General features: G+C 52.7%; 20 protein-coding genes and 1 tRNA gene. 15 read left to right on the top strand and 6 right to left on the bottom strand.

Going from position 1 to position 26,034, the window contains the following annotated elements; translation table 11 throughout:
- Positions 1-10: 10 nt before the first annotated feature.
- Positions 11-943, bottom strand: coding sequence for an L-tartrate utilization transcriptional activator TtdR (gene ttdR, locus HEN21_RS03970; RefSeq protein ID WP_000935208.1), 933 nt, complete (start codon positions 941-943; stop codon positions 11-13).
- A 205-nt stretch (positions 944-1,148) separates the two neighbouring features.
- Here ttdR and ttdA point away from each other — a divergent pair, with 205 nt between their 5' ends.
- The 3 genes from ttdA to ttdT are packed head-to-tail and all read left to right on the top strand — an operon-like array spanning position 1,149 to position 4,174.
- A complete protein-coding gene (gene ttdA / locus HEN21_RS03975; RefSeq protein WP_105286387.1) occupies positions 1,149-2,060 on the top strand; it encodes a L(+)-tartrate dehydratase subunit alpha in 912 nt (303 codons plus the stop codon).
- The gene (ttdB, locus tag HEN21_RS03980; protein WP_000722957.1) at positions 2,057-2,662 is read left to right on the top strand and encodes a L(+)-tartrate dehydratase subunit beta; all 606 of its coding nucleotides are present in this window, start codon (positions 2,057-2,059) and stop codon (positions 2,660-2,662) included. The genes ttdA and ttdB overlap by 4 nt, the downstream gene beginning before the upstream one ends.
- A gap of 48 nt (positions 2,663-2,710) precedes the next feature.
- Positions 2,711-4,174 (top strand): L-tartrate/succinate antiporter, encoded by a 1,464-nt coding sequence (gene ttdT, locus HEN21_RS03985; RefSeq protein ID WP_000804985.1) that lies wholly within the window; start codon positions 2,711-2,713, stop codon positions 4,172-4,174.
- A gap of 42 nt (positions 4,175-4,216) precedes the next feature.
- Here the strand turns inward: ttdT and tsaD are convergent, their stop codons facing one another.
- Complete coding sequence (gene tsaD, locus HEN21_RS03990; RefSeq protein WP_001264365.1) at positions 4,217-5,230, bottom strand: tRNA (adenosine(37)-N6)-threonylcarbamoyltransferase complex transferase subunit TsaD; 1,014 nt, start codon at positions 5,228-5,230, stop codon at positions 4,217-4,219.
- 237 nt (positions 5,231-5,467) lie between these two features.
- Here tsaD and rpsU point away from each other — a divergent pair, with 237 nt between their 5' ends.
- The 3 genes from rpsU to rpoD all read left to right on the top strand — a co-directional run bounded on the left by rpsU (position 5,468) and on the right by rpoD (position 9,575).
- A complete protein-coding gene (rpsU, locus tag HEN21_RS03995) occupies positions 5,468-5,683 on the top strand; it encodes a 30S ribosomal protein S21 (RefSeq protein ID WP_001144069.1) in 216 nt (71 codons plus the stop codon).
- A gap of 110 nt (positions 5,684-5,793) precedes the next feature.
- Complete coding sequence (gene dnaG, locus HEN21_RS04000; RefSeq protein WP_000918842.1) at positions 5,794-7,539, top strand: DNA primase; 1,746 nt, start codon at positions 5,794-5,796, stop codon at positions 7,537-7,539.
- Between the two features lie 194 nt (positions 7,540-7,733).
- Entirely contained in the window at positions 7,734-9,575 is a 1,842-nt protein-coding gene (gene rpoD / locus HEN21_RS04005; protein WP_000437367.1) for an RNA polymerase sigma factor RpoD, read from the top strand.
- A 76-nt stretch (positions 9,576-9,651) separates the two neighbouring features.
- On the opposite strand, the gene mug is transcribed toward rpoD, so the two are convergent.
- On the bottom strand, positions 9,652-10,158 hold the full coding sequence (gene mug / locus HEN21_RS04010) for a G/U mismatch-specific DNA glycosylase (RefSeq protein WP_016159751.1): 507 nt from the start codon (positions 10,156-10,158) through the stop codon (positions 9,652-9,654).
- 125 nt (positions 10,159-10,283) lie between these two features.
- Between mug and HEN21_RS04015 the strand changes: the two genes are divergently transcribed.
- Positions 10,284-10,359 (top strand) — tRNA-Ile (locus HEN21_RS04015).
- Positions 10,360-10,408: 49 nt separating this feature from the next.
- Here HEN21_RS04015 and nfeF read toward each other — a convergent pair.
- On the bottom strand, positions 10,409-11,173 hold the full coding sequence (gene nfeF / locus HEN21_RS04020) for an NADPH-dependent ferric chelate reductase NfeF (RefSeq protein ID WP_105285400.1): 765 nt from the start codon (positions 11,171-11,173) through the stop codon (positions 10,409-10,411).
- Between the two features lie 276 nt (positions 11,174-11,449).
- Here nfeF and nfeR point away from each other — a divergent pair, with 276 nt between their 5' ends.
- Positions 11,450-12,073, top strand: a complete 624-nt coding sequence (gene nfeR, locus HEN21_RS04025) for a DNA-binding transcriptional regulator NfeR (RefSeq protein ID WP_000018005.1) — start codon at positions 11,450-11,452, stop codon at positions 12,071-12,073.
- A 208-nt stretch (positions 12,074-12,281) separates the two neighbouring features.
- Here nfeR and aer read toward each other — a convergent pair whose 3' ends face one another.
- Positions 12,282-13,802 (bottom strand): aerotaxis sensor receptor Aer, encoded by a 1,521-nt coding sequence (gene aer, locus HEN21_RS04030; protein WP_016159749.1) that lies wholly within the window; start codon positions 13,800-13,802, stop codon positions 12,282-12,284.
- A 418-nt stretch (positions 13,803-14,220) separates the two neighbouring features.
- Here aer and ygjG point away from each other — a divergent pair, with 418 nt between their 5' ends.
- Positions 14,221-15,600: a putrescine aminotransferase gene (gene ygjG / locus HEN21_RS04035; RefSeq protein ID WP_001309772.1), complete on the top strand. Its 1,380-nt coding sequence runs from the start codon at positions 14,221-14,223 to the stop codon at positions 15,598-15,600.
- A 41-nt stretch (positions 15,601-15,641) separates the two neighbouring features.
- On the opposite strand, the gene HEN21_RS04040 is transcribed toward ygjG, so the two are convergent.
- Entirely contained in the window at positions 15,642-15,974 is a 333-nt protein-coding gene (locus tag HEN21_RS04040; protein ID WP_000450586.1) for a tRNA-binding protein, read from the bottom strand.
- A gap of 217 nt (positions 15,975-16,191) precedes the next feature.
- On the opposite strand from HEN21_RS04040, the gene ebgR reads away from it, so the two are divergent.
- The 6 genes from ebgR to ygjK all read left to right on the top strand — a co-directional run bounded on the left by ebgR (position 16,192) and on the right by ygjK (position 25,965).
- On the top strand, positions 16,192-17,175 hold the full coding sequence (gene ebgR, locus HEN21_RS04045) for a transcriptional regulator EbgR (protein WP_000212439.1): 984 nt from the start codon (positions 16,192-16,194) through the stop codon (positions 17,173-17,175).
- A 183-nt stretch (positions 17,176-17,358) separates the two neighbouring features.
- Positions 17,359-20,451 carry a beta-galactosidase subunit alpha gene (gene ebgA, locus HEN21_RS04050; protein ID WP_176251846.1) on the top strand — a complete coding sequence of 1,031 codons (3,093 nt, stop codon included), beginning with the start codon at positions 17,359-17,361 and terminating at the stop codon, positions 20,449-20,451.
- A complete protein-coding gene (locus HEN21_RS04055) occupies positions 20,448-20,897 on the top strand; it encodes a beta-galactosidase subunit beta (protein ID WP_001219943.1) in 450 nt (149 codons plus the stop codon). Before ebgA ends, HEN21_RS04055 begins: the two co-directional genes overlap by 4 nt.
- Before the next feature lie 62 nt (positions 20,898-20,959).
- On the top strand, positions 20,960-22,393 hold the full coding sequence (locus HEN21_RS04060) for an amino acid permease (protein ID WP_001285444.1): 1,434 nt from the start codon (positions 20,960-20,962) through the stop codon (positions 22,391-22,393).
- Positions 22,394-22,526: 133 nt separating this feature from the next.
- A complete protein-coding gene (gene ygjJ, locus HEN21_RS04065; protein ID WP_176251845.1) occupies positions 22,527-23,597 on the top strand; it encodes a protein YgjJ in 1,071 nt (356 codons plus the stop codon).
- Positions 23,598-23,613: 16 nt separating this feature from the next.
- On the top strand, positions 23,614-25,965 hold the full coding sequence (gene ygjK, locus HEN21_RS04070; RefSeq protein WP_176251844.1) for an alpha-glucosidase: 2,352 nt from the start codon (positions 23,614-23,616) through the stop codon (positions 25,963-25,965).
- Positions 25,966-26,034: the final 69 nt, after the last annotated feature.

Raw genomic sequence — 26,034 nt, forward strand, 5'->3', positions numbered from 1 at the left:
TCTGTCAGGTTTATAAAACCTGATAGCCTTCATCGGGCTTGCCCAGTCGTTGCTGGCACCATGCCGCCAGAAACTCTACGCAGACGCGCAACTTCATACTGCGATAGAGTGGCTCCCGATAGACAGCCCAGATATTGGCGCTTTGTGCATATTCCGGCAATACTCTCACCAGTTTGCCACTCTCCAGAAACGGCAGCACATCCCACTCGGAACGCAGCATAATTCCTTTCCCTTCCAGCGCCCATTGCAGCACTATCTCGCCGCTGTTGGAGGAAAGGTGCCCGCTGACTTTCACCGATTTTTTCTCCTGACCGTTCCCCAGCTCCCATATTCCGTGGGTCATATCGCGCTCTTTAGTCACCAGGCAGTCATGACGACTTAATTCCTGTAAGGATTGTGGCTGGGGATATTTTTGCAGATACTCAGGTGCTGCGCATAATATTCTTTTATTTTTCGTCAAAAGATGCGCGATATAATAATCAGGGATTTCATCATTAATACGAATATCCAGGTCAATATTATCCTGCACTAAATCAATTTGCCGATCGAACAATTCAAAATGCACCTGTAACTCAGGATAATTGCGCATCAGTTCGGTAATAGCTGGCGCAATATGGCTGCGACCAAAACCAAAACTACAGCCAATACGAATCATCCCCTCCGGGCGCGTTTTGATTTGCGTGACGTCATCGACCAGTCGCTGATATTGGGTGAGGATTTCCAGCGCATGTTCGTAACAACGTTGGCCACTTTCAGTCAGCGCCACGCCGCGAGCGGAGCGGTTAAGCAGTGTCGTTGCCAGCGTGTTTTCAAGGATTTGGATTCGTTTGGTGACAAATGCGGGCGTCTGCCCAAGCGTCGCCGCTGCGGCACTAAAACTGCCGCTATGGACGATTTCTACCAGTACCTGCAAGTCTTTGGCTAAAGGCCAGCTATTCAGCATCGTTAATTATCCGCAATTTTGACTGGCTCAGTGTATTTCGCAAAACATTGCCATTCCCTGCTCTGGCGCAATATTCATTCTTATTTTCGTGTTGATTCACGAACTGTTAATTACATATTCACGGCGGTAAGAAATATAAAACCCTATTTTTAGTGGTAGTTTGTGGCGGTGAATTTTTCCAGACAAATAGAAAACTGGAGTTGCCATGATGAGCGAATGTAATAAACAACAGGCAGTAAATAAGTTGACGGATATTGTCGCTAACTTTACCGCCATGATTTCTACCCGGATGCCCGATGACGTGGTGGATAAACTAAAACAGCTTCGGGACGCCGAAACGTCGTCGATGGGGAAAATCATCTACCACACGATGTTCGATAACATGCAAAAAGCGATCGACCTGAATCGCCCGGCCTGTCAGGACACCGGCGAAATCATGTTTTTTGTTAAGGTCGGTTCCCGTTTCCCGCTGCTTGGCGAGCTGCAAAGCATTCTTCAGCAAGCCGTGGAAGAGGCGACCGTCAAAGCGCCACTGCGCCACAACGCGGTGGAAATTTTTGACGAAGTGAACACCGGCAAAAATACCGGTAGCGGCGTACCGTGGGTTACCTGGGATATCGTCCCCGACGGTGACGACGCGGAAATCGAAGTTTACATGGCTGGCGGCGGCTGCACGCTACCTGGCCGCTCGAAAGTGTTAATGCCATCGGAAGGCTACGAAGGCGTGGTGAAATTCGTCTTCGAAAATATCTCCACCCTCGCCGTAAACGCCTGTCCACCGGTGCTGGTAGGTGTAGGCATCGCCACCTCGGTGGAAACCGCCGCTGTACTCTCGCGTAAAGCCATTTTGCGCCCAATTGGCAGCCGCCATCCCAATCCCAAAGCGGCAGAGCTGGAGCTACGCCTGGAGGAAGGACTCAACCGTCTGGGGATTGGTCCACAAGGGCTGACTGGCAACAGTTCAGTGATGGGCGTGCATATCGAATCTGCCGCTCGCCATCCCTCTACCATCGGCGTCGCTGTCTCTACCGGCTGCTGGGCGCATCGTCGCGGCACGCTGCTGGTTCATGCCGATCTCACCTTTGAAAATCTGTCTCACACCCGGAGCGCGTTATGAAAAAGATCCTGACAACCCCGATCAAAGCTGAAGATCTGCAAGATATTCGCGTCGGCGATGTGATCTACCTGACCGGTACGCTGGTGACTTGCCGCGACGTTTGTCACCGCCGCTTGATCGAACTGAAACGTCCGATCCCTTACGATCTCAACGGCAAAGCGATTTTCCACGCAGGCCCCATCGTGCGCAAAAACGGCGACAAATGGGAGATGGTCTCCGTCGGCCCGACAACCAGTATGCGTATGGAAAGTTTTGAACGTGAATTTATTGAACAGACCGGCGTGAAACTGGTGGTCGGCAAAGGCGGAATGGGGCCGCTGACCGAAGAAGGTTGCCAGAAATTCAAGGCGCTGCATGTAATTTTTCCGGCAGGCTGCGCGGTACTGGCGGCGACCCAGGTGGAAGAGATTGAAGAGGTGCACTGGACAGAACTCGGAATGCCGGAGTCGCTGTGGGTCTGCCGGGTCAAAGAGTTCGGTCCGCTGATTGTCTCTATTGATACCCACGGCAACAACCTGATAGCCGAAAACAAAAAGCTGTTCGCCGAACGCCGCGATCCCATCGTGGAAGAGATTTGCGAGCACGTCCACTACATCAAATAACCCTCCCGGAGAGGCTCACCCCCTCTCCTTCTTCGCAGGCATAACACGATGAAACCTTCCACTGAATGGTGGCGATATCTCGCACCGCTGGCGGTCATCGCCATTATTGCTCTACTTCCGGTTCCCGCAGGGCTGGAGAGTCATACCTGGCTCTACTTTGCGGTTTTTACCGGCGTGATCGTTGGGCTGATCCTCGAACCCGTGCCGGGTGCCGTGGTGGCGATGGTGGGTATCTCCATCATCGCCATTCTCTCGCCCTGGCTGCTGTTTAGCCCCGAGCAGCTCGCCCAGCCAGGCTTTAAATTCACCGCAAAATCCCTCTCCTGGGCGGTTTCCGGTTTTTCTAATTCGGTTATCTGGCTGATTTTCGCCGCCTTTATGTTTGGCACTGGCTATGAAAAAACCGGTCTTGGACGCCGTATCGCGCTGATTCTGGTGAAAAAGATGGGGCATCGCACACTGTTTCTCGGCTATGCGGTGATGTTCTCCGAGCTGATCCTGGCACCTGTAACACCGTCCAACTCAGCGCGCGGTGCGGGGATTATCTATCCCATCATCCGTAACCTGCCGCCGCTCTATCAATCACAGCCGAACGACAGCAGTTCGCGCAGCATTGGCTCATACATCATGTGGATGGGGATTGTTGCCGACTGCGTGACAAGCGCCATTTTCCTGACGGCGATGGCACCTAACCTGCTGTTAATTGGACTGATGAAAAGCGCATCTCACGCCACGCTGAGTTGGGGCGACTGGTTCCTCGGTATGTTGCCGCTCAGTATCTTACTGGTTCTGCTGGTTCCCTGGCTGGCTTATGTGCTGTATCCACCGGTGCTGAAGTCTGGCGATCAGGTGCCGCGCTGGGCAGAGACGGAACTACAAGAGATGGGGCCACTCTGTTCGCGTGAAAAACGGATGCTGGCGCTGATGGTGGGCGCGCTGGTGCTGTGGATTTTCGGCGGTGATTATATCGATGCTGCGATGGTCGGTTACAGCGTGGTGGCACTGATGCTACTTCTGCGCATTATCAGCTGGGACGATATTGTCAGTAATAAAGCGGCGTGGAACGTTTTCTTCTGGCTGGCCTCGCTAATAACCCTCGCCACCGGACTCAACAACACCGGTTTTATTAGCTGGTTTGGCAAACTGTTAGCAGGCAGCTTAAGTGGTTATTCGCCGACGATGGTGATGGTAGCGTTGATTGTGGTGTTTTATCTGCTGCGCTACTTCTTTGCCAGCGCCACGGCGTATACCTCCGCTCTCGCGCCGATGATGATTGCCGCCGCGCTGGCGATGCCGGAAATCCCGCTGCCGGTGTTCTGCCTGATGGTTGGCGCGGCAATTGGTCTGGGGAGCATTCTTACGCCATACGCCACCGGGCCCAGTCCAATTTACTACGGCAGTGGTTATCTGCCAACGGTGGATTACTGGCGACTGGGGGCGATTTTTGGGCTGATATTCCTCGTGTTGCTGGTGATTACCGGCTTACTGTGGATGCCCGTGGTTTTGCTTTAAGTGAGGGCGGTGCCGGAAATTGCTCTCCGGCACCTGAGAGTTTTACGCAGCCGGTAACTCTGCCAGCGGCCAGCGCGGACGCACGCTAACGCCGAGATCCGCCGTCGCGCCTGCTTTAAACCGCACCATTCCGGCATAGGCGATCATCGCACCGTTATCGGTACAAAATTCCGGGCGCGCGTAGAACACTTCGCCGCGACGCTTTTTCATCATTTCCGCAAGTTTCGCCCGCAGCGTGCGGTTAGCACTCACGCCACCTGCCATGACCAGCCGCTTGAATCCGGTCTGATCCAGCGCACGCTTACATTTAATCATCAGCGTATCGACCACCGCATCTTCAAAGGCGCGGGCAATATCGGCACGCGTCTGGTCGTCGGTGCCGTTGTCACGAATCGTGTTCGCGGCGAAGGTTTTCAGGCCAGAGAAGCTGAAATCCAGCCCCGGACGGTCGGTCATCGGGCGCGGGAAGACAAAGCGCCCGGCTGTACCCTGCGCTGCCATTTTCGACAACAGCGGCCCGCCTGGATAATCCAGCCCCAGCAGCTTCGCGGTTTTATCAAACGCTTCACCAGCGGCATCATCAATGGACTCGCCGAGCAGCTCATACTGACCAATGCCGGTAACACTGATTAACTGCGTATGACCGCCAGAAACCAGCAATGCGACAAACGGAAATTCCGGCGGGTTATCTTCCAGCATCGGTGCTAACAGATGCCCTTCCATATGGTGCACCGGGATCGCCGGAACGTTCCAGGCAAATGCCAGAGAACGTCCCACGGTCGCACCAACCAGCAGCGCGCCGACTAATCCAGGGCCTGCGGTATAGGCCACGGCATCAATATCTTTTGCCGTCAAACCAGACTCTTTCAGCGCCGCCTGGATCAGCGGTACGGTTTTACGCACGTGATCGCGGGAGGCCAGTTCAGGCACCACGCCGCCGTAGTCAGCGTGTAATTTCACCTGACTATACAATTGGTTGGCTAACAAACCTTTTTCATCGTCGTAAATGGCGATGCCGGTTTCATCGCAGGAAGTTTCAATACCCAGTACACGCATGACTTGTTTTACCTCGCTTTATTACCGCGCAGTGTAGGACCAATGCGGGTTGATGTAAAACTTTGTTCGCCCCTGGAGAAAGCCTCGTGTATACTCCTCACCCTTATAAAAGTCCCTTTCAAAAGAGGTCGCGGTGCTTTACAAAGCAGCAGCAATTGCAGTAAAATTCCGCACCATTTTGAAATAAGCTGGCGTTGATGCCAGCGGCAAACCGAATTAATCAAAGGTGAGAGGCACATGCCGGTAATTAAAGTACGTGAAAACGAGCCGTTCGACGTAGCTCTGCGTCGCTTCAAGCGTTCCTGCGAAAAAGCAGGTGTTCTGGCGGAAGTTCGTCGTCGTGAGTTCTATGAAAAACCGACTACCGAACGTAAGCGCGCTAAAGCTTCTGCAGTGAAACGTCACGCGAAGAAACTGGCTCGCGAAAACGCACGCCGCACTCGTCTGTACTAATTCCCTGAGAGCGTTGCTCTCCGATCAGACCGAGTTGTAGTTGTAAGGCCGTGCTTCCGAAAGGAATGCGCGGCTTATTTTCGTTTATGAATTGCTAAAAATCGGGGCCTATGGCTGGACGAATCCCACGCGTATTCATTAATGATCTGCTGGCGCGCACTGACATCGTCGATCTGATCGATGCCCGTGTGAAGCTGAAAAAGCAGGGCAAGAATTTTCACGCGTGTTGTCCCTTCCACAACGAGAAAACCCCGTCATTCACCGTTAACGGTGAGAAACAGTTTTATCACTGCTTTGGATGTGGCGCGCACGGCAACGCGATCGACTTCCTGATGAACTACGACAAGCTCGAGTTCGTCGAAACGGTCGAAGAGCTGGCGGCAATGCACAATCTTGAAGTGCCATTTGAAGCAGGCAGCGGCCCCAGCCAGATAGAGCGCCATCAACGGCAAACGCTTTATCAGTTGATGGACGGTCTGAATACGTTTTACCAACAATCTTTACAACAACCTGTTGCCACATCTGCGCGCCAGTATCTGGAAAAACGCGGATTAAGCCACGAGGTCATCGCCCGCTTTGCGATTGGTTTTGCGCCCCCCGGCTGGGACAACGTCCTGAAACGGTTTGGCGGCAATCCAGAAAATCGTCAGTCATTGATTGATGCGGGCATGTTGGTCACCAACGATCAGGGTCGCAGTTACGATCGTTTCCGCGAGCGGGTGATGTTCCCTATTCGCGATAAACGCGGTCGGGTGATTGGTTTTGGCGGGCGCGTGCTGGGCAACGATACCCCCAAATACCTGAACTCACCGGAAACCGATATTTTCCATAAAGGCCGCCAGCTTTACGGTCTTTATGAAGCGCAGCAGGATAACGCTGAACCCCAGCGTCTGTTGGTGGTCGAAGGCTATATGGACGTGGTGGCGCTGGCGCAATACGGTATTAATTACGCCGTTGCATCGCTGGGTACGTCAACCACTGCCGATCACATTCAGTTGTTGTTCCGTGCGACCAACAATGTCATTTGCTGTTATGACGGCGACCGTGCAGGTCGCGATGCCGCCTGGCGGGCGCTGGAAACTGCGCTGCCTTATATGACAGACGGCCGTCAGTTACGCTTTATGTTTTTACCGGATGGCGAAGACCCAGACACACTGGTGCGCAAAGAGGGTAAAGAGGCGTTTGAAGCGCGAATGGAGCAGGCAATGCCGCTCTCCGCGTTTCTGTTTAACAGCCTGATGCCGCAGGTTGATCTGAGTACTCCTGACGGGCGCGCACGTTTAAGTACGCTGGCGCTGCCGCTGATTTCTCAGGTGCCAGGAGAAACGCTGCGCATCTATCTTCGTCAGGAATTAGGCAACAAGTTAGGCATCCTTGATGACAGCCAGCTTGAACGATTAATGCCGAAAGCAGCAGAGAACGGCGTTTCTCGTCCTGTTCCGCAGCTAAAACGCACGACCATGCGTATACTTATAGGGTTGCTGGTGCAAAATCCAGAATTAGCGACGTTAGTCCCGCCGCTTGAGAATCTGGATGAAAATAAGCTCCCCGGACTTGGCTTATTCAGAGAACTGGTCAACACTTGTCTCTCTCAGCCAGGTCTGACCACCGGGCAACTTTTAGAGCACTATCGTGGTACAAATAATGCTGCCACCCTTGAAAAACTGTCGATGTGGGACGATATAGCAGATAGGAATATTGCTGAGCAAACCTTCACCGACTCACTCAACCATATGTTTGATTCGTTGCTTGAACTGCGCCAGGAAGAGTTAATTGCTCGCGAGCGCACGCATGGTTTAAGCAATGAAGAACGCCTGGAACTCTGGACATTAAACCAGGAACTGGCGAAAAAGTGATTTAACGGCTTAAGTGCCGAATAGCGATCGGGAAGCCCCCGACAGCCGCACTGAGAGGCAGCGGCAATGATATAAGTACGCCCTCGTAATTATCGTTGGCGGTAAACAACCGTTGGATTTCAGTATTAACGTCTGAATGATATCCGGTCAATCGCCCAACACCAACCTCATGAAATAAGTGTGGATACCGTCTTATGGAGCAAAACCCGCAGTCACAGCTGAAACTTCTTGTCACCCGTGGTAAGGAGCAAGGCTATCTGACCTATGCCGAGGTCAATGACCATCTGCCGGAAGATATCGTCGATTCCGATCAGATCGAAGACATCATCCAAATGATCAATGACATGGGCATTCAGGTGATGGAAGAAGCGCCGGATGCCGATGACCTGATGCTGGCTGAAAACACAGCAGACGAAGATGCTGCCGAAGCCGCCGCGCAGGTGCTTTCCAGCGTGGAATCTGAAATCGGGCGTACGACTGACCCGGTACGCATGTACATGCGTGAAATGGGCACCGTTGAACTGTTGACCCGCGAAGGCGAAATTGACATCGCTAAACGCATCGAAGACGGGATCAACCAGGTTCAATGCTCCGTTGCTGAATATCCGGAAGCGATCACCTATCTGCTGGAACAGTACGATCGTGTTGAAGCAGAAGAAGCGCGTCTGTCCGATCTGATCACTGGCTTTGTTGACCCGAACGCAGAAGAAGATCTGGCGCCAACCGCCACTCACGTCGGTTCAGAGCTTTCTCAAGAAGATCTGGACGATGACGAAGATGAAGACGAAGAAGATGCCGACGACGACAGTGCCGACGATGACAACAGCATCGACCCGGAACTGGCTCGTGAAAAATTTGCTGAACTGCGCGCTCAGTACGTTGTAACGCGTGACACCATCAAAGCGAAAGGCCGCAGCCACGCTGCTGCTCAGGAAGAGATCCTGAAACTGTCTGAAGTATTCAAACAGTTCCGCCTGGTGCCGAAGCAGTTTGACTACCTGGTCAACAGTATGCGCGTCATGATGGATCGCGTTCGTACACAAGAACGTCTGATCATGAAGCTCTGCGTTGAGCAGTGCAAAATGCCGAAGAAAAACTTCATCACCCTGTTTACCGGCAACGAAACCAGCGATACCTGGTTCAACGCGGCAATTGCGATGAACAAGCCGTGGTCGGAAAAACTGCACGATGTCTCTGAAGAAGTGCATCGCGCCCTGCAGAAACTGCAGCAGATTGAAGAAGAAACCGGCCTGACCATTGAGCAGGTTAAAGACATTAACCGTCGCATGTCCATCGGTGAAGCGAAAGCCCGCCGTGCGAAGAAAGAGATGGTTGAAGCGAACTTACGTCTGGTTATTTCTATCGCTAAGAAATACACCAACCGTGGCTTGCAGTTCCTCGATCTGATCCAGGAAGGCAACATCGGTCTGATGAAAGCAGTTGATAAATTCGAGTACCGTCGTGGTTACAAGTTCTCCACCTACGCAACCTGGTGGATCCGTCAGGCGATCACCCGCTCTATCGCGGATCAGGCGCGCACCATCCGTATTCCGGTGCATATGATTGAGACCATCAACAAGCTCAACCGTATTTCTCGCCAGATGCTGCAAGAAATGGGTCGTGAACCGACGCCGGAAGAACTGGCTGAACGTATGCTGATGCCGGAAGACAAAATCCGCAAAGTGCTGAAGATCGCCAAAGAGCCAATCTCCATGGAAACGCCGATCGGTGATGATGAAGATTCGCATCTGGGAGATTTCATCGAGGATACCACCCTCGAACTGCCGCTGGATTCTGCGACCACTGAAAGCCTGCGTGCGGCAACGCACGACGTGCTTGCTGGCCTGACCGCGCGTGAAGCGAAAGTTCTGCGTATGCGTTTCGGTATCGACATGAACACCGACCACACGCTGGAAGAAGTGGGTAAACAGTTCGACGTTACCCGTGAACGTATCCGTCAGATCGAAGCGAAGGCGCTGCGTAAACTGCGTCACCCGAGCCGTTCTGAAGTGCTGCGTAGCTTCCTGGACGATTAATCGGTAGGCCGGATAGGCGTTACGCCGCACCCGGCACTAGTCCCTCTGCACAAACGCCACCTTTTCGGTGGCGTTTTTATCGCCCACGCACCACCAGCGCCTGATCCAGTTCCCGATACGCCTCAACCAGTTTCTCCAGTGAAACGCGACTTAAACCGCTGGGATTCGGCAACACCCAAATCTGCGTCGAACCAATAGTGAGCGTTTGTTTTCCCCACTGCGCCCCACGCTGGCTGAATCCTTGCTCAAACGCCTGTTTCCCCAGAATCGCCAACGCTTGTGGTTGGTAATCTTCAATTTTTTCAATTAGCTTACGCCCGCCTGCGTGCAGCTCCTGCTTTGAAACTTCATTGGCTTGCACCGTTGGACGATCTACCAGTTTGGTAACGCCGCAACGATAATCCAGCAGATGCTGCGCTTCCTGCGGCTTCAACTGACGGTCGGTAAATCCGGCCTGATAAATCACCTTCCAGAAGCGATTTGCCGGATGGGCAAACGGAAAGCCAGACTCTGCGGAAGAAAGACCCGGATTGATGCCACAAAACACCACACGCAATCCTGGCGCAAGAATATCGTCAACCATATTAACTCCTGAACAACACAACTCGCAGGAAGTATAACGAATTGAAAACACATTGTTTATAAAAACAGCAGCCGCGCGCTAATGGCTGGATTGCAGCACGGAGTTACTTTATAATCCGCTACCATGGCCCCTTAGCTCAGTGGTTAGAGCAGGCGACTCATAATCGCTTGGTCGCTGGTTCAAGTCCAGCAGGGGCCACCAGATACAGCAAAGGCTGACGAGAAATCGTCAGCCTTTTTTCATATATCAATTACTTTGCGTGCCAGTAAGCCGCTGCGCGTACCCGCTGTGGGTCATATTGTTCCGCTTCAAAGCGGCGGCTTAAATTCTTAACCACCTTGCCTTCGCCGGTTATCCAGATGAAATAATCATCGGCAGGAATTTCCAGCTGTGCCAGACGCGCGTCCACCGCCTGCTCATCATGCGCCAGCCACTCGATGTTAAAACCGTCAAGGTGCGCGAGATAATCCTGACAGGCGTTATCCCGCACGCTGACCAGCGCGGTAACTTGTGGTTTAACGGCAAGTTTGCTCAACGTTTCCAGGCGTCGACGCAGTGCGGGCATTCCGGATTCATCACAGACATACACCTGATACGCGTAATCCTCCGGCACCACCAGTGAACCACGCGGTCCGGCTACTGTGAGTTTATCGCCCGGTTGTGCCTGCATCGCCCAGCCGCTGGCGACACCACCGTCATGAATAAAGAAATCGATCGCCAGTTCATGGCGCTGCTCATCATACAGTGGCGTATAGTCGCGCGACGGTGGACGTGGCCCTTCCGGCCAGACGATACCCTCTTCAGTTACCGTTGGCGGTACAAAGTGAGCGCCAGGTTGAGGAAAGAAGAGTTTGCTGTGATCGTCAAAACCGCGCGATGTAAAACCGTCCAGCGCCTCGCCGCCGAGGACAATGCGCTGAAAACCGGCGCTGATGCGCTCAACGCGTAACACGGTCAGTTCACGGAAGCGCAGATCATTGCGAACGCGCTGTGGGTAGCGGGGAGAGTTATTCATTGTTATCGCCTTCGTGATGGTAATCAGATATATCTAAATAAAATTCGCAAATGATAATGATTGTTAATCATGATAAATGCAAGCAATTTGTAATACTGATATATCTGAAGTATATGAAGTCATTCAGCACCGTAGCAAGGCTGCCGGATGCGGCGTGAACGCCTTATCCGGCCTACATGTTGAGTACATTTGCGTTTAAAAATCATTTTTGTACTTGCAGCAACTCACATATCAGATATAAATTAGATATATCTAATTAAGCAAAAGGAGGCTGATATGAGCCATCATCACGAAGGGTGTTGTAAACATGAAGGCCAGCCACGCCATGAAGGCTGCTGCAAAGGTGAGAAGTCAGAACACGAGCACTGCGGGCACGGTCACCAGCATGAACACGGTCAATGCTGCGGTGGTCGCCACGGTCGCGGCGGCGGTCGTCGGCAGCGTTTCTTTGGTCACGGTGAATTGCGACTGGTAATTCTGGATATTCTCTCGCGCGATGACAGCCATGGTTATGAGTTGATTAAAGCGATTGAGAATCTGACCCAGGGGAATTACACCCCAAGCCCTGGCGTCATCTACCCGACGCTGGATTTTCTCCAGGAGCAGTCGCTAATTACCATTCGCGAAGAGGAAGGCGGCAAGAAGCAGATTGCGCTGACCGAACAGGGCGCGCAGTGGCTGGAAGAAAACCGCGAACAAGTAGAGATGATTGAGGAACGCATCAAAGCGCGTTGTGTTGGTGCGGCGCTGCGCCAGAACCCGCAAATGAAGCGGGCGCTGGATAATTTTAAAGCGGTGCTGGACTTACGCGTCAACCAGAGCGATATCACCGACGCGCAGATAAAAAAGATCATTGCGGTGATCGACCGCGCCGCTTTTGATATTACGCAACTGGATTAATCACCAACTGCCGGATGCGGTGTAAACACCTTATCCGTCTACCCACCCGTAGGCCTGATAAGATGCGTCAGCATCGCATCAGGCATTGTGCTCCAACTGCCGGATACAGCGTAAACACCTTATCCGCCTACACCCACCCGTAGGCCTGATAAGATGCGCCAGCATCGCATCAGGCATTGTGTACCAACCGCCGAATGCGGCACACCGATTAATGCAGCACCGTCACCGCGTCTTCCAGTCGGCTGGCGCGGTGTTTCACCATTGCCGACACCTGCGCACTCTCTTCCACCAGTTCGGCATTTTTCTGGGTGATCAGGTTAAGCTCATCTACCGCACGGGTCAGGCAGGAAAGCCCATCGGCCTGTTCCAGCGTTGAATGGCTGATCTGGGCGATCAACTGCGTGACGTTTTTTACCTGCACCACAATATCGTCCATCGTCCGTCCGGCGGCGTGTACCTGTTGCGAACCGGATTGCACCTTATCAGCACTGGCATCAATCAGCTTGCGAATATCGTTGGCAGCATTGGCGCTGCGGCTGGCTAAATGACGCACCTCACCCGCAACCACCGCGAAACCTTTGCCTTGTTCTCCGGCGCGTGCCGCTTCCACCGCTGCATTCAGAGCGAGGATATTGGTCTGAAACGCAATATCGTTAATCAGCGAAGTAATGGTGCCAATGCGCTGGGTACTATCAGCAATATCATCCATCGTCTTGATCACCGTGGTCATCGCTTCCCCGCCCTGCACCGCCGCATTACTGGCGGTAATAGAAAGTTTATCGGCAGCCGACGCCGTGGCAGAGTTCTGTTTTACCGACGCTGCCATCTGGTTCATGGTCGCCACCGTTTGCTGAACGTTATCTACCGTCTGCTGAGTATGCTCATTCAGTTCATCTGTGCCTTTCGCCAGCGTCTCGCTGCCGTTTCTGACGCTGGACACCTGGCTTGAGACATCATTAATCAACCAGCGGCACATCAGGCCAAGCTGCCCTACCGCGCGTAATGTCAGCCCCAGCTCATCGCTGCGATTCAAATGCTCAACACTATTACGTTCTCCGGTCGCCACCTTCAGTGCCTGACGGGCAACATTTTCTATCGGGCGCACTATCTGCCATTCAAAACAGACAGTTGCCAGCAACATCACTAACGCGCAGAGGAAATACGTCACCACCGGGGCAGCAACAAACCAAAGCATGGCCGCCAGCACGATAAACATCAGCGCCATCACTCCACGCGCCCGCCAGCGAAGCGGCAATGAAGGCAGTTTTCCCAGCCAGCCTTTACGCACCACCAGACCTTTATGAATACGCTTATTTGTGCGTCCGGCATTCAGCGCCTTGTACAGCGGCTCTACCGCTGCGATCTCGTCATCCGTCGCCCGCGTGCGAATCGACATATACCCACTAATTTTGCCCTCGCGCACCATCGGCACCACATTCGCTCGCACCCAGTAATGATCGCCATTTTTGTGCCGATTTTTCACAATACCACTCCAGGGTTCTCCCTGTTTCAGGGTGTACCACATATCAGCAAAGGCCGCTTTTGGCATATCCGGATGGCGCACCATGTTATGCGGCTGCCCCTGTAGCTCTTGCAAGGTATAGCCGCTAACCTGCACAAAAGTGTCATTAGCATGTGTGATATAGCTTTGTAGATTGGTAGTAGACATCAGAGTGGTATCGTCAGCCAGCGGGATATTTTGCTGGGTGACATACGGATGAGAAGACATAATCGCGTCCTGTGCAGGTTATATTGTTGTTAACTTCTTGTCAGAAGTTATGTCGGCTCCGGTGCGGTTATCTTTAGTGGTTTAATTTGATTTAGATCGCAATTTTCGATTAAAGCACAAAACCTAATTCATTGATTTAAAATACTTTCATTTGGGTACTATCCCGGCACGTTTATTATATTGCTCAACAATCAGGCAATTATTGCCCTGGCATGGTGCATTTACTCCTTGATAACAGGAGGTGCGCCCGATAAAAATCGTGCAAAATAACAACAATGGTTAACAATTGGAATTAAATGTTGCATAAATGATAACGTAATTTGTGTTTATCCCGATTTTCGCGATCGCAACCGGAGTGGCGCAATCCCTGCAATACTTAAATCGGTATCATGTGATACGCGAGCCTCTGGAGCATATTTTGAACAGGTTACCTTCGAGCGCATCGGCTTTAGCGTGCAGCGCCCACGCCCTGAATCTCATAGAGAAGCGAACGCTGGATCATGAGGAGATGAAAGCACTTAACCGGGAGGTGATTGAATACTTCAAAGAGCATGTCAATCCGGGGTTTTTAGAGTATCGCAAATCTGTTACCGCCGGCGGGGATTACGGAGCCGTAGAGTGGCAAGCGGGAGGTTTAAATACGCTTGTCGACACCCAGGGACAGGAGTTTATCGACTGCCTGGGAGGTTTTGGCATTTTCAACGTGGGGCACCGTAATCCAGTTGTGGTTTCCGCCGTACAGAATCAACTTGCGAAACAGCCCTTGCATAGTCAGGAATTGCTCGACCCATTACGGGCGATGCTGGCGAAAACCCTTGCCGCGCTAACGCCCGGTAAACTGAAATACAGCTTCTTCTGTAATAGCGGTACCGAGTCCGTTGAAGCGGCGCTGAAACTGGCGAAGGCTTATCAGTCACCGCGCGGCAAGTTTACTTTTATCGCCACCAGCGGCGCGTTCCACGGTAAATCGCTTGGCGCGCTGTCAGCCACGGCGAAATCGACCTTCCGCAAACCGTTTATGCCGCTGCTGCCGGGCTTCCGTCATGTACCGTTTGGCAATATCGAAGCCATGCGCACGGCTCTTAGCGAGTGCAAAAAAACCGGTGATGATGTGGCTGCGGTGATCCTTGAGCCGATTCAGGGCGAAGGTGGCGTCATTCTGCCGCCGCCGGGCTATCTCACCGCCGTGCGTAAGCTGTGCGATGAGTTCGGCGCACTAATGATCCTCGATGAAGTGCAAACGGGCATGGGGCGCACGGGCAAGATGTTCGCCTGCGAGCATGAGAACGTACAGCCGGACATCCTGTGTCTGGCGAAAGCCCTCGGCGGCGGCGTGATGCCAATTGGCGCAACTATTGCTACCGAAGAGGTGTTCTCAGTCCTGTTCGACAACCCGTTCCTGCATACCACCACCTTTGGCGGCAACCCGCTGGCCTGTGCGGCGGCGCTGGCGACCATCAATGTGTTGCTGGAACAAAACTTACCGGCTCAGGCTGAACAAAAAGGCGATATGTTGCTGGACGGTTTCCGTCAACTGGCGCGGGAATATCCCGATCTGGTACAGGAAGCGCGTGGTAAAGGGATGTTGATGGCGATTGAGTTTGTTGATAACGAAATCGGCTACAACTTTGCCAGCGAGATGTTCCGCCAGCGCGTGCTGGTTGCCGGCACGCTCAACAACGCCAAAACGATCCGCATTGAACCGCCACTGACGCTGACCATTGAACAGTGTGAACTGGTGATCAAAGCGGCGCGTAAGGCGCTGGCGGCCATGCGAGTAAGTGTCGAAGAAGCGTAATATCAAATCGGATGGCGATGCAACGTCGCCATCCGATCTCTTTATACGATTCGCACGCCCGCAGGCATCATCCGTTCCGGCGTTAACAGTACGCTTTCACTGCCGTCATCGGTTTCCGCACACAACAGCATGCATTCCGAGGTTTCACCGCGCATTTTCGCTTTTTGCAGATTGCACAAGACCACCACCGTTTTCCCCATCAGCTCTTCTTCGCTGTAGTACGGCACCAGGCTGGTCACGGTTTGCAGCGTTTTTTCCCCCACATCAACCTGTACGATGTACAGCTTGTCGGCGTTTTCATGGCGTTTCACATCCACAATTTTCCCGACGCGCATTTCCAGACGTGCAAAATCAGCGTAAGCCACGGTTTCCATTGTTCCCTCCTTCAAGTAAAATTTTACTAAACTATAGCAAAGGTTTTTCTCAATCCTGTAGGCTAAAAATGGAGAATGCAGGCGTGATCACATTCGTGAGCCGCTGTGTTACCGTTACAGCGTCAAAGAAACGCGCTTTATTTACTGAAAACAGGTGACCCGATAAGCACTTCCTCTACAATGGAGACGCACATCAGGGAAAGTAAAAAAGGTAAACATGGCAACACTAAAAGACATCGCAATCGAAGCTGGCGTATCCCTGGCGACAGTATCCAGGGTCTTAAATGACGATCCGACGTTGAATGTGAAAGAAGAGACGAAACATCGCATTCTTGAGATCGCCGAAAAGCTGGAGTACAAGACCAGTAGCGCCCGAAAACTACAGACAGGCGCAGTCAACCAACACCATATTCTGGCTATCTACAGCTACCAACAGGAGCTGGAGATCAACGATCCTTACTATCTGGCGATCCGCCACGGCATTGAAACCCAGTGCGAAAAGCTGGCGATCGAACTGACCAACTGTTATGAACACAACGGCTTGCCGGACATTAAAAACGTCACCGGCATTTTGATTGTCGGCAAACCCACGCCTGCCCTGCGCGCCGCCGCCAGCGCATTGACCGACAATATCTGTTTTATCGACTTTCACGAACCCGGCAGCGGTTACGATGCGGTGGATATCGATCTGGCACGCATCAGTAAGGAAATCATCGACTTCTACATCGATCAGGGCGTTAATCGTATTGGTTTTATTGGCGGCGAAGATGAGCCTGGCAAGGCGGATATTCGTGAGGTCGCCTTTGCGGAATATGGCCGACTGAAGCAAGTGGTACGCGAAGAGGACATCTGGCGCGGCGGTTTTTCCAGTTCGTCGGGCTATGAACTGGCAAAGCAAATGCTGGCGCGGGAAGACTACCCGAAGGCGTTGTTTGTTGCTTCCGACTCCATTGCCATTGGCGTACTGCGGGCAATTCATGAACGCGGCCTGAACATCCCGCAGGATATTTCGCTTATCAGCGTCAACGACATCCCCACCGCGCGATTTACCTTTCCGCCGCTCTCAACCGTGCGCATCCATTCCGAAATGATGGGAAGCCAGGGCGTTAACCTGTTGTATGAAAAGGCTCGCGATGGTCGCGCGCTGCCGCTGTTAGTGTTCGTTCCCAGCAAATTAAAACTGCGCGGCACCACCCGCTAAATCCCCTTACACACTGTCCGGCAATCGTTTTTGCCGGACAGTGCTGCCGTTTATTTTCGTGATCCAGTTAAAGTAAATGCATTTACCCGCTACTTTTTAGTAAAAATTTTACTAAACTCCCCAGCAATTACACAAACTACCATCACCACGAATGGTTCCGATTTCTCTCTACCGGGAGGCCCTATGAATCGCTGGGAAAACATTCAGCTCACCCACGAAAACCGACTTGCGCCGCGTGCGTACTTTTTTTCATATGATTCTGTTACGCAGGCGCGTACCTTTGCCCGCGAAACCAGCAGCCTGTTTCTGCCCTTAAGCGGCCAGTGGAATTTCCACTTTTTTGACCACCCGCTGCAAGTGCCTGAAGCCTTCACCTCTGAGTTAATGGCTGACTGGGGGCATATTACCGTCCCCGCCATGTGGCAAATGGAAGGTCACGGCAAACTGCAATATACCGACGAAGGTTTTCCGTTCCCCATCGATGTGCCGTTTGTCCCCAGCGATAACCCAACCGGTGCCTATCAACGTATTTTCACCCTCAGCAACGGCTGGCAGGGCAAGCAGACACTGATTAAATTTGACGGCGTCGAAACCTATTTTGAAGTTTACGTTAACGGTCAGTATGTGGGTTTCAGCAAGGGCAGTCGCCTGACCGCAGAGTTTGACATCAGTGCGATGGTTAAAACCGGCGACAACCTGTTGTGTGTGCGCGTGATGCAGTGGGCGGATTCCACCTACGTGGAAGACCAGGATATGTGGTGGTCGGCAGGGATCTTCCGCGATGTTTATCTGATCGGTAAACAACCGACGCACATTAACGATTTCACCGTGCGCACCGACTTTGACGAAGCCTATTGCGATGCCACGCTCTCCTGCGAAGTGATGCTGGAAAATCTCGCCGCCGCCCCTGTCGTTACGACGCTGGAATATACCCTGTTTGATGGCGAACGCGTGGTGCACAGCAGCGCCATTCCTCATCTGGCAATTGAAAAAATAACCAGCGCCAGCTTTGCTTTTACTGTCGAACAGCCGCAGCAATGGTCGGCAGAATCTCCTTATCTTTACCATCTGGTCATGACGCTGAAAGACGCCGACGGCAACGTTCTGGAAGTGGTGCCACAACGCGTCGGCTTCCGTGATATCAAAGTGCGCGACGGTCTGTTCTGGATCAATAACCGTTATGTGATGCTGCACGGCGTCAATCGTCACGACAACGATCATCGCAAAGGCCGCGCCGTTGGGATGGATCGCGTCGAGAAAGATCTTCAGTTGATGAAACAGCACAACATCAACTCCGTGCGTACCGCTCACTACCCGAACGATCCGCGTTTCTACGAACTGTGTGATATCTACGGCCTGTTTGTGATGGCGGAAACCGACGTCGAATCGCACGGCTTTGCTAACGTCGGCGATATCAGCCGCATAACCGACGATCCGCAGTGGGAAAAGGTCTACGTCGAGCGCATCGTTCGCCATATTCACGCGCAGAAAAACCATCCGTCGATCATCATCTGGTCGCTGGGCAACGAATCCGGCTATGGCTGTAACATCCGCGCGATGTACCACGCGGCGAAGGCGCTCGATGACACGCGTCTGGTGCATTACGAAGAAGATCGCGATGCTGAAGTGGTCGATATTATTTCCACCATGTACACCCGCGTACCGCTGATGAATGAGTTTGGTGAATACCCGCATCCGAAGCCGCGCATCATCTGCGAATACGCTCATGCGATGGGGAATGGACCTGGCGGGCTGACGGAATATCAGAACGTCTTCTATAAGCACGATTGCATTCAGGGACATTATGTCTGGGAATGGTGCGACCACGGGATCCAGGCGCAGGATGACAACGGCAACGTCTGGTATAAATTCGGCGGCGACTACGGCGACTATCCCAACAACTATAACTTCTGTCTTGATGGTTTGATCTATTCCGATCAAACGCCGGGACCAGGTCTGAAAGAGTACAAACAGGTTATTGCGCCGGTAAAAATCCACGCGTTGGATCTGACTCGCGGCGAGCTGAAAGTCGAAAATAAACTGTGGTTTACCACGCTTGATGACTACACCCTGCACGCAGAGGTGCGCGCCGAAGGTGAAACGCTCGCAACGCAGCAGATTAAGCTGCGCGACGTTGCACCAAACAGCGAAGCGCCATTGCACATTACGCTGCCGCAACTGGACGCCCGCGAAGCGTTCCTCAACATTACAGTGACCAAGGATTCCCGTACCCGCTACAGCGAAGCCGGACACCCTATCGCCACTTATCAGTTCCCGCTGAAGGAAAACACCGCACAGCCGGTGCCTTTCGCGCCGAATAATGCTCGTCCGCTGACGCTGGAAGACGAACGTTTGAGCTGCACCGTTCGCGGCTACAACTTCGCGATCACCTTCTCAAAAATGAGTGGCAAACCGACATCCTGGCAGGTGAATGGCGAGTCGCTGCTGACTCGCGAGCCAAAGATCAACTTCTTCAAACCAATGATCGACAACCACAAGCAGGAGTACGAAGGGCTGTGGCAGCCGAATCATTTGCAGATCATGCAGGAACATCTGCGCGACTTTGCCGTTGAGCAAAGTGATGGCGAAGTGTTGATCATCAGCCGCACAGTTATTGCCCCGCCAGTGTTTGACTTCGGGATGCGCTGCACCTACATCTGGCGCATCGCTGCCGATGGACAGGTTAACGTGGCGCTTTCCGGCGAGCGTTACGGCGACTATCCGCACATCATTCCATGCATCGGTTTCACCATGGGAATTAACGGCGAATACGACCAGGTGGCGTATTACGGACGTGGACCGGGCGAAAACTACGCCGACAGCCAGCAGGCTAACATCATCGATATCTGGCGCAGCAACGTCGATGCCATGTTCGAGAACTATCCCTTCCCGCAGAACAACGGCAACCGTCAGCATGTTCGCTGGACGGCACTAACTAATCGCCACGGCAACGGACTGCTGGTGGTTCCGCAGCGCCCAATTAACTTCAGCGCCTGGCACTACACCCAGGAGAACATCCACGCCGCGCAACACTGCAACGAACTTCGGCGCAGTGATGACATCACCCTGAATCTTGACCACCAACTGCTTGGCCTCGGCTCCAACTCCTGGGGCAGCGAGGTGCTGGACTCCTGGCGCGTCTGGTTCCGTGACTTCAGCTACGGCTTTACGTTGCTGCCGGTTTCTGGCGGAGAAGCTACCGCGCAAAGCCTGGCGTCGTATGAGTTCGGCGCAGGGTTCTTTTCCACGAATTTGCACAGCGAGAATAAGCAATGAGGATCATCGATAACTTAGAACAGTTCCGCCAGATTTACGCCTCTGGCAAGAAGTGGCAACGCTGCGTTGAAGCGATTGAAAATATCGACAACATTCAGCCTGGCGTCGCCCACTCCATCGGTGACTCATTGACCTACCGTGTGGAAAATGACTCCGCGACCGATGCGCTATTTACCGGGCATCGACGCTATTTTGAAGTGCATTACTACCTGCAAGGGCAGCAAAAAATTGAATATGCGCCGAAAGAGACATTACAGGTCGTGGAATATTATCGTGATGAAACTGACCGTGAATATTTAAAAGGCTGCGGAGAAACCGTCGAGGTTCACGAAGGGCAAATCGTTATTTGCGATATCCATGAAGCATATCGTTTTATCTGCAATAACGCGGTCAAAAAAGTCGTTCTCAAAGTCACCATCGAAGATGGTTATTTCCATAACAAATAACAACTACGGCGGCAAAAGGAGTTTGCCGCCACCGCTACCCTACTCATTTTCGGAGATGTGTTATGTCTGATACCAAACGTAATACAATCGGCAAATTCGGCTTGCTCTCGCTGACTTTTGCCGCCGTTTACAGCTTTAACAACGTTATCAATAATAATATTGAGCTTGGACTGGCCTCGGCGCCGATGTTTTTCCTCGCAACGATTTTTTATTTTATTCCCTTCTGTCTGATCATCGCAGAATTTGTCTCGTTAAACAAAAACTCGGAAGCCGGTGTCTACGCGTGGGTAAAAAGCTCGCTGGGCGGACGTTGGGCATTTATTACTGCCTATACCTACTGGTTCGTAAACCTGTTCTTTTTCACCTCGCTGTTGCCGCGCGTTATTGCTTACGCTTCATATGCCTTCCTCGGCTACGAATATATTATGACGCCGGTTGCTACCACCATTATCAGTATGGTGCTGTTCGCCTTCTCCACCTGGGTTTCTACCAACGGGGCGAAAATGCTGGGGCCAATCACCTCCGTCACTTCAACGCTGATGCTGCTGTTAACGCTCTCCTACATCTTACTGGCAGGTACGGCGCTGGTTGGCGGCGTACAGCCTGCCGATCCGATCACCGTTGACGCGATGATCCCGAACTTCAACTGGGCGTTCCTCGGCGTTACCACCTGGATCTTTATGGCCGCAGGCGGCGCGGAGTCCGTCGCGGTGTACGTTAACGACGTCAAAGGCGGTTCGAAATCGTTCGTTAAAGTGATCATCCTCGCCGGGATTTTTATCGGCGTACTATATTCCGTCTCCTCGGTGCTGATTAACGTCTTCGTCAGCAGCAAAGAGTTGAAATTTACTGGCGGATCGGTACAGGTGTTCCACGGCATGGCGGCGTATTTTGGTCTGCCGGAAGCGTTGATGAATCGCTTTGTTGGCCTTGTTTCCTTTACTGCGATGTTCGGTTCCCTGCTGATGTGGACCGCAACGCCGGTGAAAATTTTCTTCTCCGAAATCCCGGAAGGCATCTTTGGTAAGAAAACCGTCGAACTGAACGAAAACGGCGTTCCGGCGCGCGCAGCGTGGATCCAGTTCCTGATCGTCATCCCACTGATGATTATCCCGATGCTCGGCTCCAATACCGTGCAGGATCTGATGAATACCATTATAAATATGACTGCCGCAGCGTCCATGCTTCCGCCGTTATTCATCATGCTGGCGTATCTGAATTTACGCGCCAAATTAGATCACCTGCCACGCGATTTCCGTATGGGTTCCCGCCGCACCGGTATTATCGTTGTTTCAATGCTGATTGCGATATTTGCCGTAGGATTTGTCGCTTCGACATTCCCGACTGGTGCGAATATTCTGACCATCATTTTTTATAACGTCGGCGGTATTGTTATCTTCCTCGGCTTTGCGTGGTGGAAATACAGTAAATATATAAAGGGACTCACGGCTGAAGAGCGCCATATTGAAGCGACGCCAGCCAACAATGTTGATTAAGCAGACTAATAAAAAATGAGCAGGCATTTTCTCTCTTCCTGGATGGGGAGAGGGAAAATAGTTTCTGCCTTAATATTTTTATAATTACAACGATAAAAGGCTGCATTTTTTCTTTAGCTCATGGATTAACACAATGAAATTAATCACTGCACCATGCAGAGCATTACTTGCTCTGCCGTTTTGCTACGCGTTTTCTGCGGCCGCTGAAGAAGTGCGTCCGGCAGAACATGACGACACAAAAACACCCGCCATTACCTCAACATCTTCTCCTTCATTTCGTTTTTATGGTGAATTAGGGGTTGGTGGGTATATGGATTTAGAGGGTGAGAATAAACATAAATACAGCGACGGAACTTATATCGAAGGCGGTCTGGAGATGAAATATGGATCCTGGTTCGGCCTGATTTACGGCGAAGGCTGGACCGTGCAGGCCGACCACGACGGCAATGCCTGGGTGCCTGACCATAGCTGGGGCGGTTTTGAAGGTGGGATTAACCGTTTTTATGGCGGTTATCGCACCAACGATGGCACCGAAATCATGCTCAGCCTGCGCCAGGATTCCTCGCTGGATGACCTGCAATGGTGGGGCGATTTCACGCCCGATCTGGGCTACGTCATTCCCAATACCCGCGACATTATGACCGCGCTGAAGGTACAGAACTTAAGCGGCAACTTTCGTTATAGCGTCACCGCCACGCCTGCCGGACATCATGACGAAAGCAAGGCCTGGCTGCATTTTGGCAAATACGATCGCTACGACGACAAATACACCTATCCGGCAATGATGAACGGTTACATCCAGTATGACCTTGCCGAAGGCGTCACCTGGATGAACGGTCTGGAAATCACCGACGGCACAGGACAACTCTATCTCACTGGCCTGCTTACCCCTAACTTCGCTGCCCGCGCCTGGCACCAGACCGGACGCGCCGACGGGCTGGACGTACCGGGAAGTGAAAGTGGGATGATGGTGAGCGCCATGTATGAAGCGTTAAAAGGCGTTTATCTCTCCACCGCTTACACCTACGCCAAACATCGCCCTGACCACGCTGACGATGAAACCACCTCTTTCATGCAGTTTGGTATCTGGTACGAATACGGCGGCGGACGTTTCGCAACGGCTTTTGATAGCCGCTTCTACATGAAAAATGCCTCTAACGATCCCAGCGACCAAATCTTCCTGATGCAATATTTCTACTGGTAATAAGGACTGTAATTTCATGAAAATCAAAACTATTTTAACGCCAGTAACCTGCGCTCTGCTGATAAGTTTTTCCGCCCATGCCGCTAACGCCGACAATTATAAAAACGTGATTAACCGTACTGGCGCGCCGCAGTACATGAAGGATTACGATTACGACGATCACCAGCGTTTTAATCCGTTTTTCGATCTCGGCGCCTGGCATGGTCACTTGTTGCCAGACGGCCCGAACACCATGGGCGGTTTTCCGGGCGTTGCGCTGCTGACAGAAGAGTACATCAACTTTATGGCGACCAATTTCGACCGCCTGACCGTCTGGCAGGACGGCAAGAAAGTCGACTTCACGCTGGAGGCATACAGTATTCCCGGCGCGCTGGTGCAAAAACTGACAGCAAAAGATGTGCAGGTTGAAATGACCCTGCGCTTCGCCACGCCGCGCACCTCACTACTGGAAACCAAAATCACCAGCGATAAACCGCTGGATCTGGTGTGGGATGGCGAGCTGCTGGAAAAACTGGAAGCAAAGGAAGGGAAACCGCTTTCCGATAAAACCATTGCTGGCGAGTACCCTGATTATCAACGCAAAATCAGCGCCACCCGTGATGGCCTGAAAGTCACCTTTGGCAAAGTGCGCGCCACCTGGGATCTGCTGACCTCCGGCGAGTCGGAATATCAGGTGCATAAATCCCTGCCTGTGCAGACTGAAATCAGCGGCAATCGCTTTACCAGTAAGGCTCATATCAACGGTCCGACGACGCTCTATACCACCTATTCCCATCTGCTGACCGCCCAGGAAGTTAGCAAAGAGCAGATGCAGATCCGCGATATTCTGGCGCGTCCGGCGTTTTATTTCACCGCCTCGCAGCAACGCTGGGAAGAGTATCTGAAGAAAGGGTTAACCAATCCGGATGCGACGCCGGAACAGACGCGCGTCGCGGTGAAAGCAATCGAAACGCTTAACGGTAACTGGCGCTCGCCTGGCGGTGCGGTGAAATACAACACCGTTACGCCGTCGGTAACCGGGCGCTGGTTCTCCGGCAATCAGACCTGGCCGTGGGATACCTGGAAGCAGGCGTTTGCGATGGCGCATTTCAATCCAGACATCGCCAAAGAGAATATCCGCGCGGTCTTCTCCTGGCAGATCCAGCCCGGCGACGCCGTGCGTCCGCAGGATGTGGGATTTGTCCCCGACCTGATTGCGTGGAACCTTAGCCCCGAGCGCGGCGGTGACGGCGGCAACTGGAACGAACGTAACACCAAACCCAGCCTTGCCGCCTGGTCGGTGATGGAAGTGTACAACGTCACCCAGGATAAAGCCTGGCTGGCAGAGATGTACCCGAAACTGGTGGCCTATCACGACTGGTGGTTACGTAACCGCGATCACAACGGCAACGGCGTGCCGGAATATGGTGCGACCCGCGACAAAGCCCACAACACTGAGAACGGCGAGATGCTGTTTACGGTTAAAAAAGGTGACAAAGAAGAGACGCAGTCTGGGCTGAACAACTACGCCCGCGTGCTGGAGAAAGGCCAGTACGACAGTCTGGAAATTCCGGCACAGGTTGCTGCGTCGTGGGAATCGGGGCGTGATGACGCCGCCGTCTTTGGTTTTATCGACAAAGAACAATTGGATAAATATGTCGCTAACGGCGGCAAACGTAGCGACTGGACGGTGAAATTCGCCGAAAACCGCAGTCAGGACGGAACATTGCTGGGCTACTCGTTGTTGCAGGAGTCGGTGGATCAGGCCAGCTATATGTACAGCGATAACCATTATCTGGCGGAGATGGCAACCATCCTCGGTAAGCCAGAAGAGGCCAAACGCTATCGCCAGTTGGCGCAGCAGCTCGCGGACTACATCAACACCTGTATGTTCGACCCGACTACGCAGTTCTACTATGACGTGCGCATTGAAGATAAACCGCTGGCAAACGGCTGCGCAGGCAAACCGATTGTCGAGCGCGGTAAAGGGCCGGAAGGCTGGTCGCCGCTGTTTAACGGTGCGGCAACGCAGGCCAATGCCGACGCGGTGGTGAAGGTGATGCTGGACACCAAAGAGTTCAACACCTTTGTCCCGCTGGGAACGGCGGCGTTAACCAATCCGGCTTTTGGCGCGGATATTTACTGGCGCGGGCGCGTATGGGTGGATCAGTTCTGGTTTGGACTGAAAGGGATGGAGCGTTACGGTTATCGCGATGATGCCCTGAAACTGGCGGATACGTTCTTCCAGCACGCCAAAGGATTAACCGCCGATGGTCCGATTCAGGAGAATTACAATCCGCTGACCGGCGCGCAGCAAGGGGCACCAAATTTCTCCTGGAGTGCCGCGCATTTGTATATGTTGTATAACGATTTTTTCCGTAAGCAGTAATTTGCAACGGCTGGCGGATACGGCGTAAACGCCTTATCCGCCCTGGTTGTACGCTCCCTCAGGTCGGAT

The sequence above is a fragment of the Escherichia sp. 93.1518 genome, from assembly GCF_013368915.2.
GTDB lineage: Bacteria > Pseudomonadota > Gammaproteobacteria > Enterobacterales > Enterobacteriaceae > Escherichia > Escherichia ruysiae.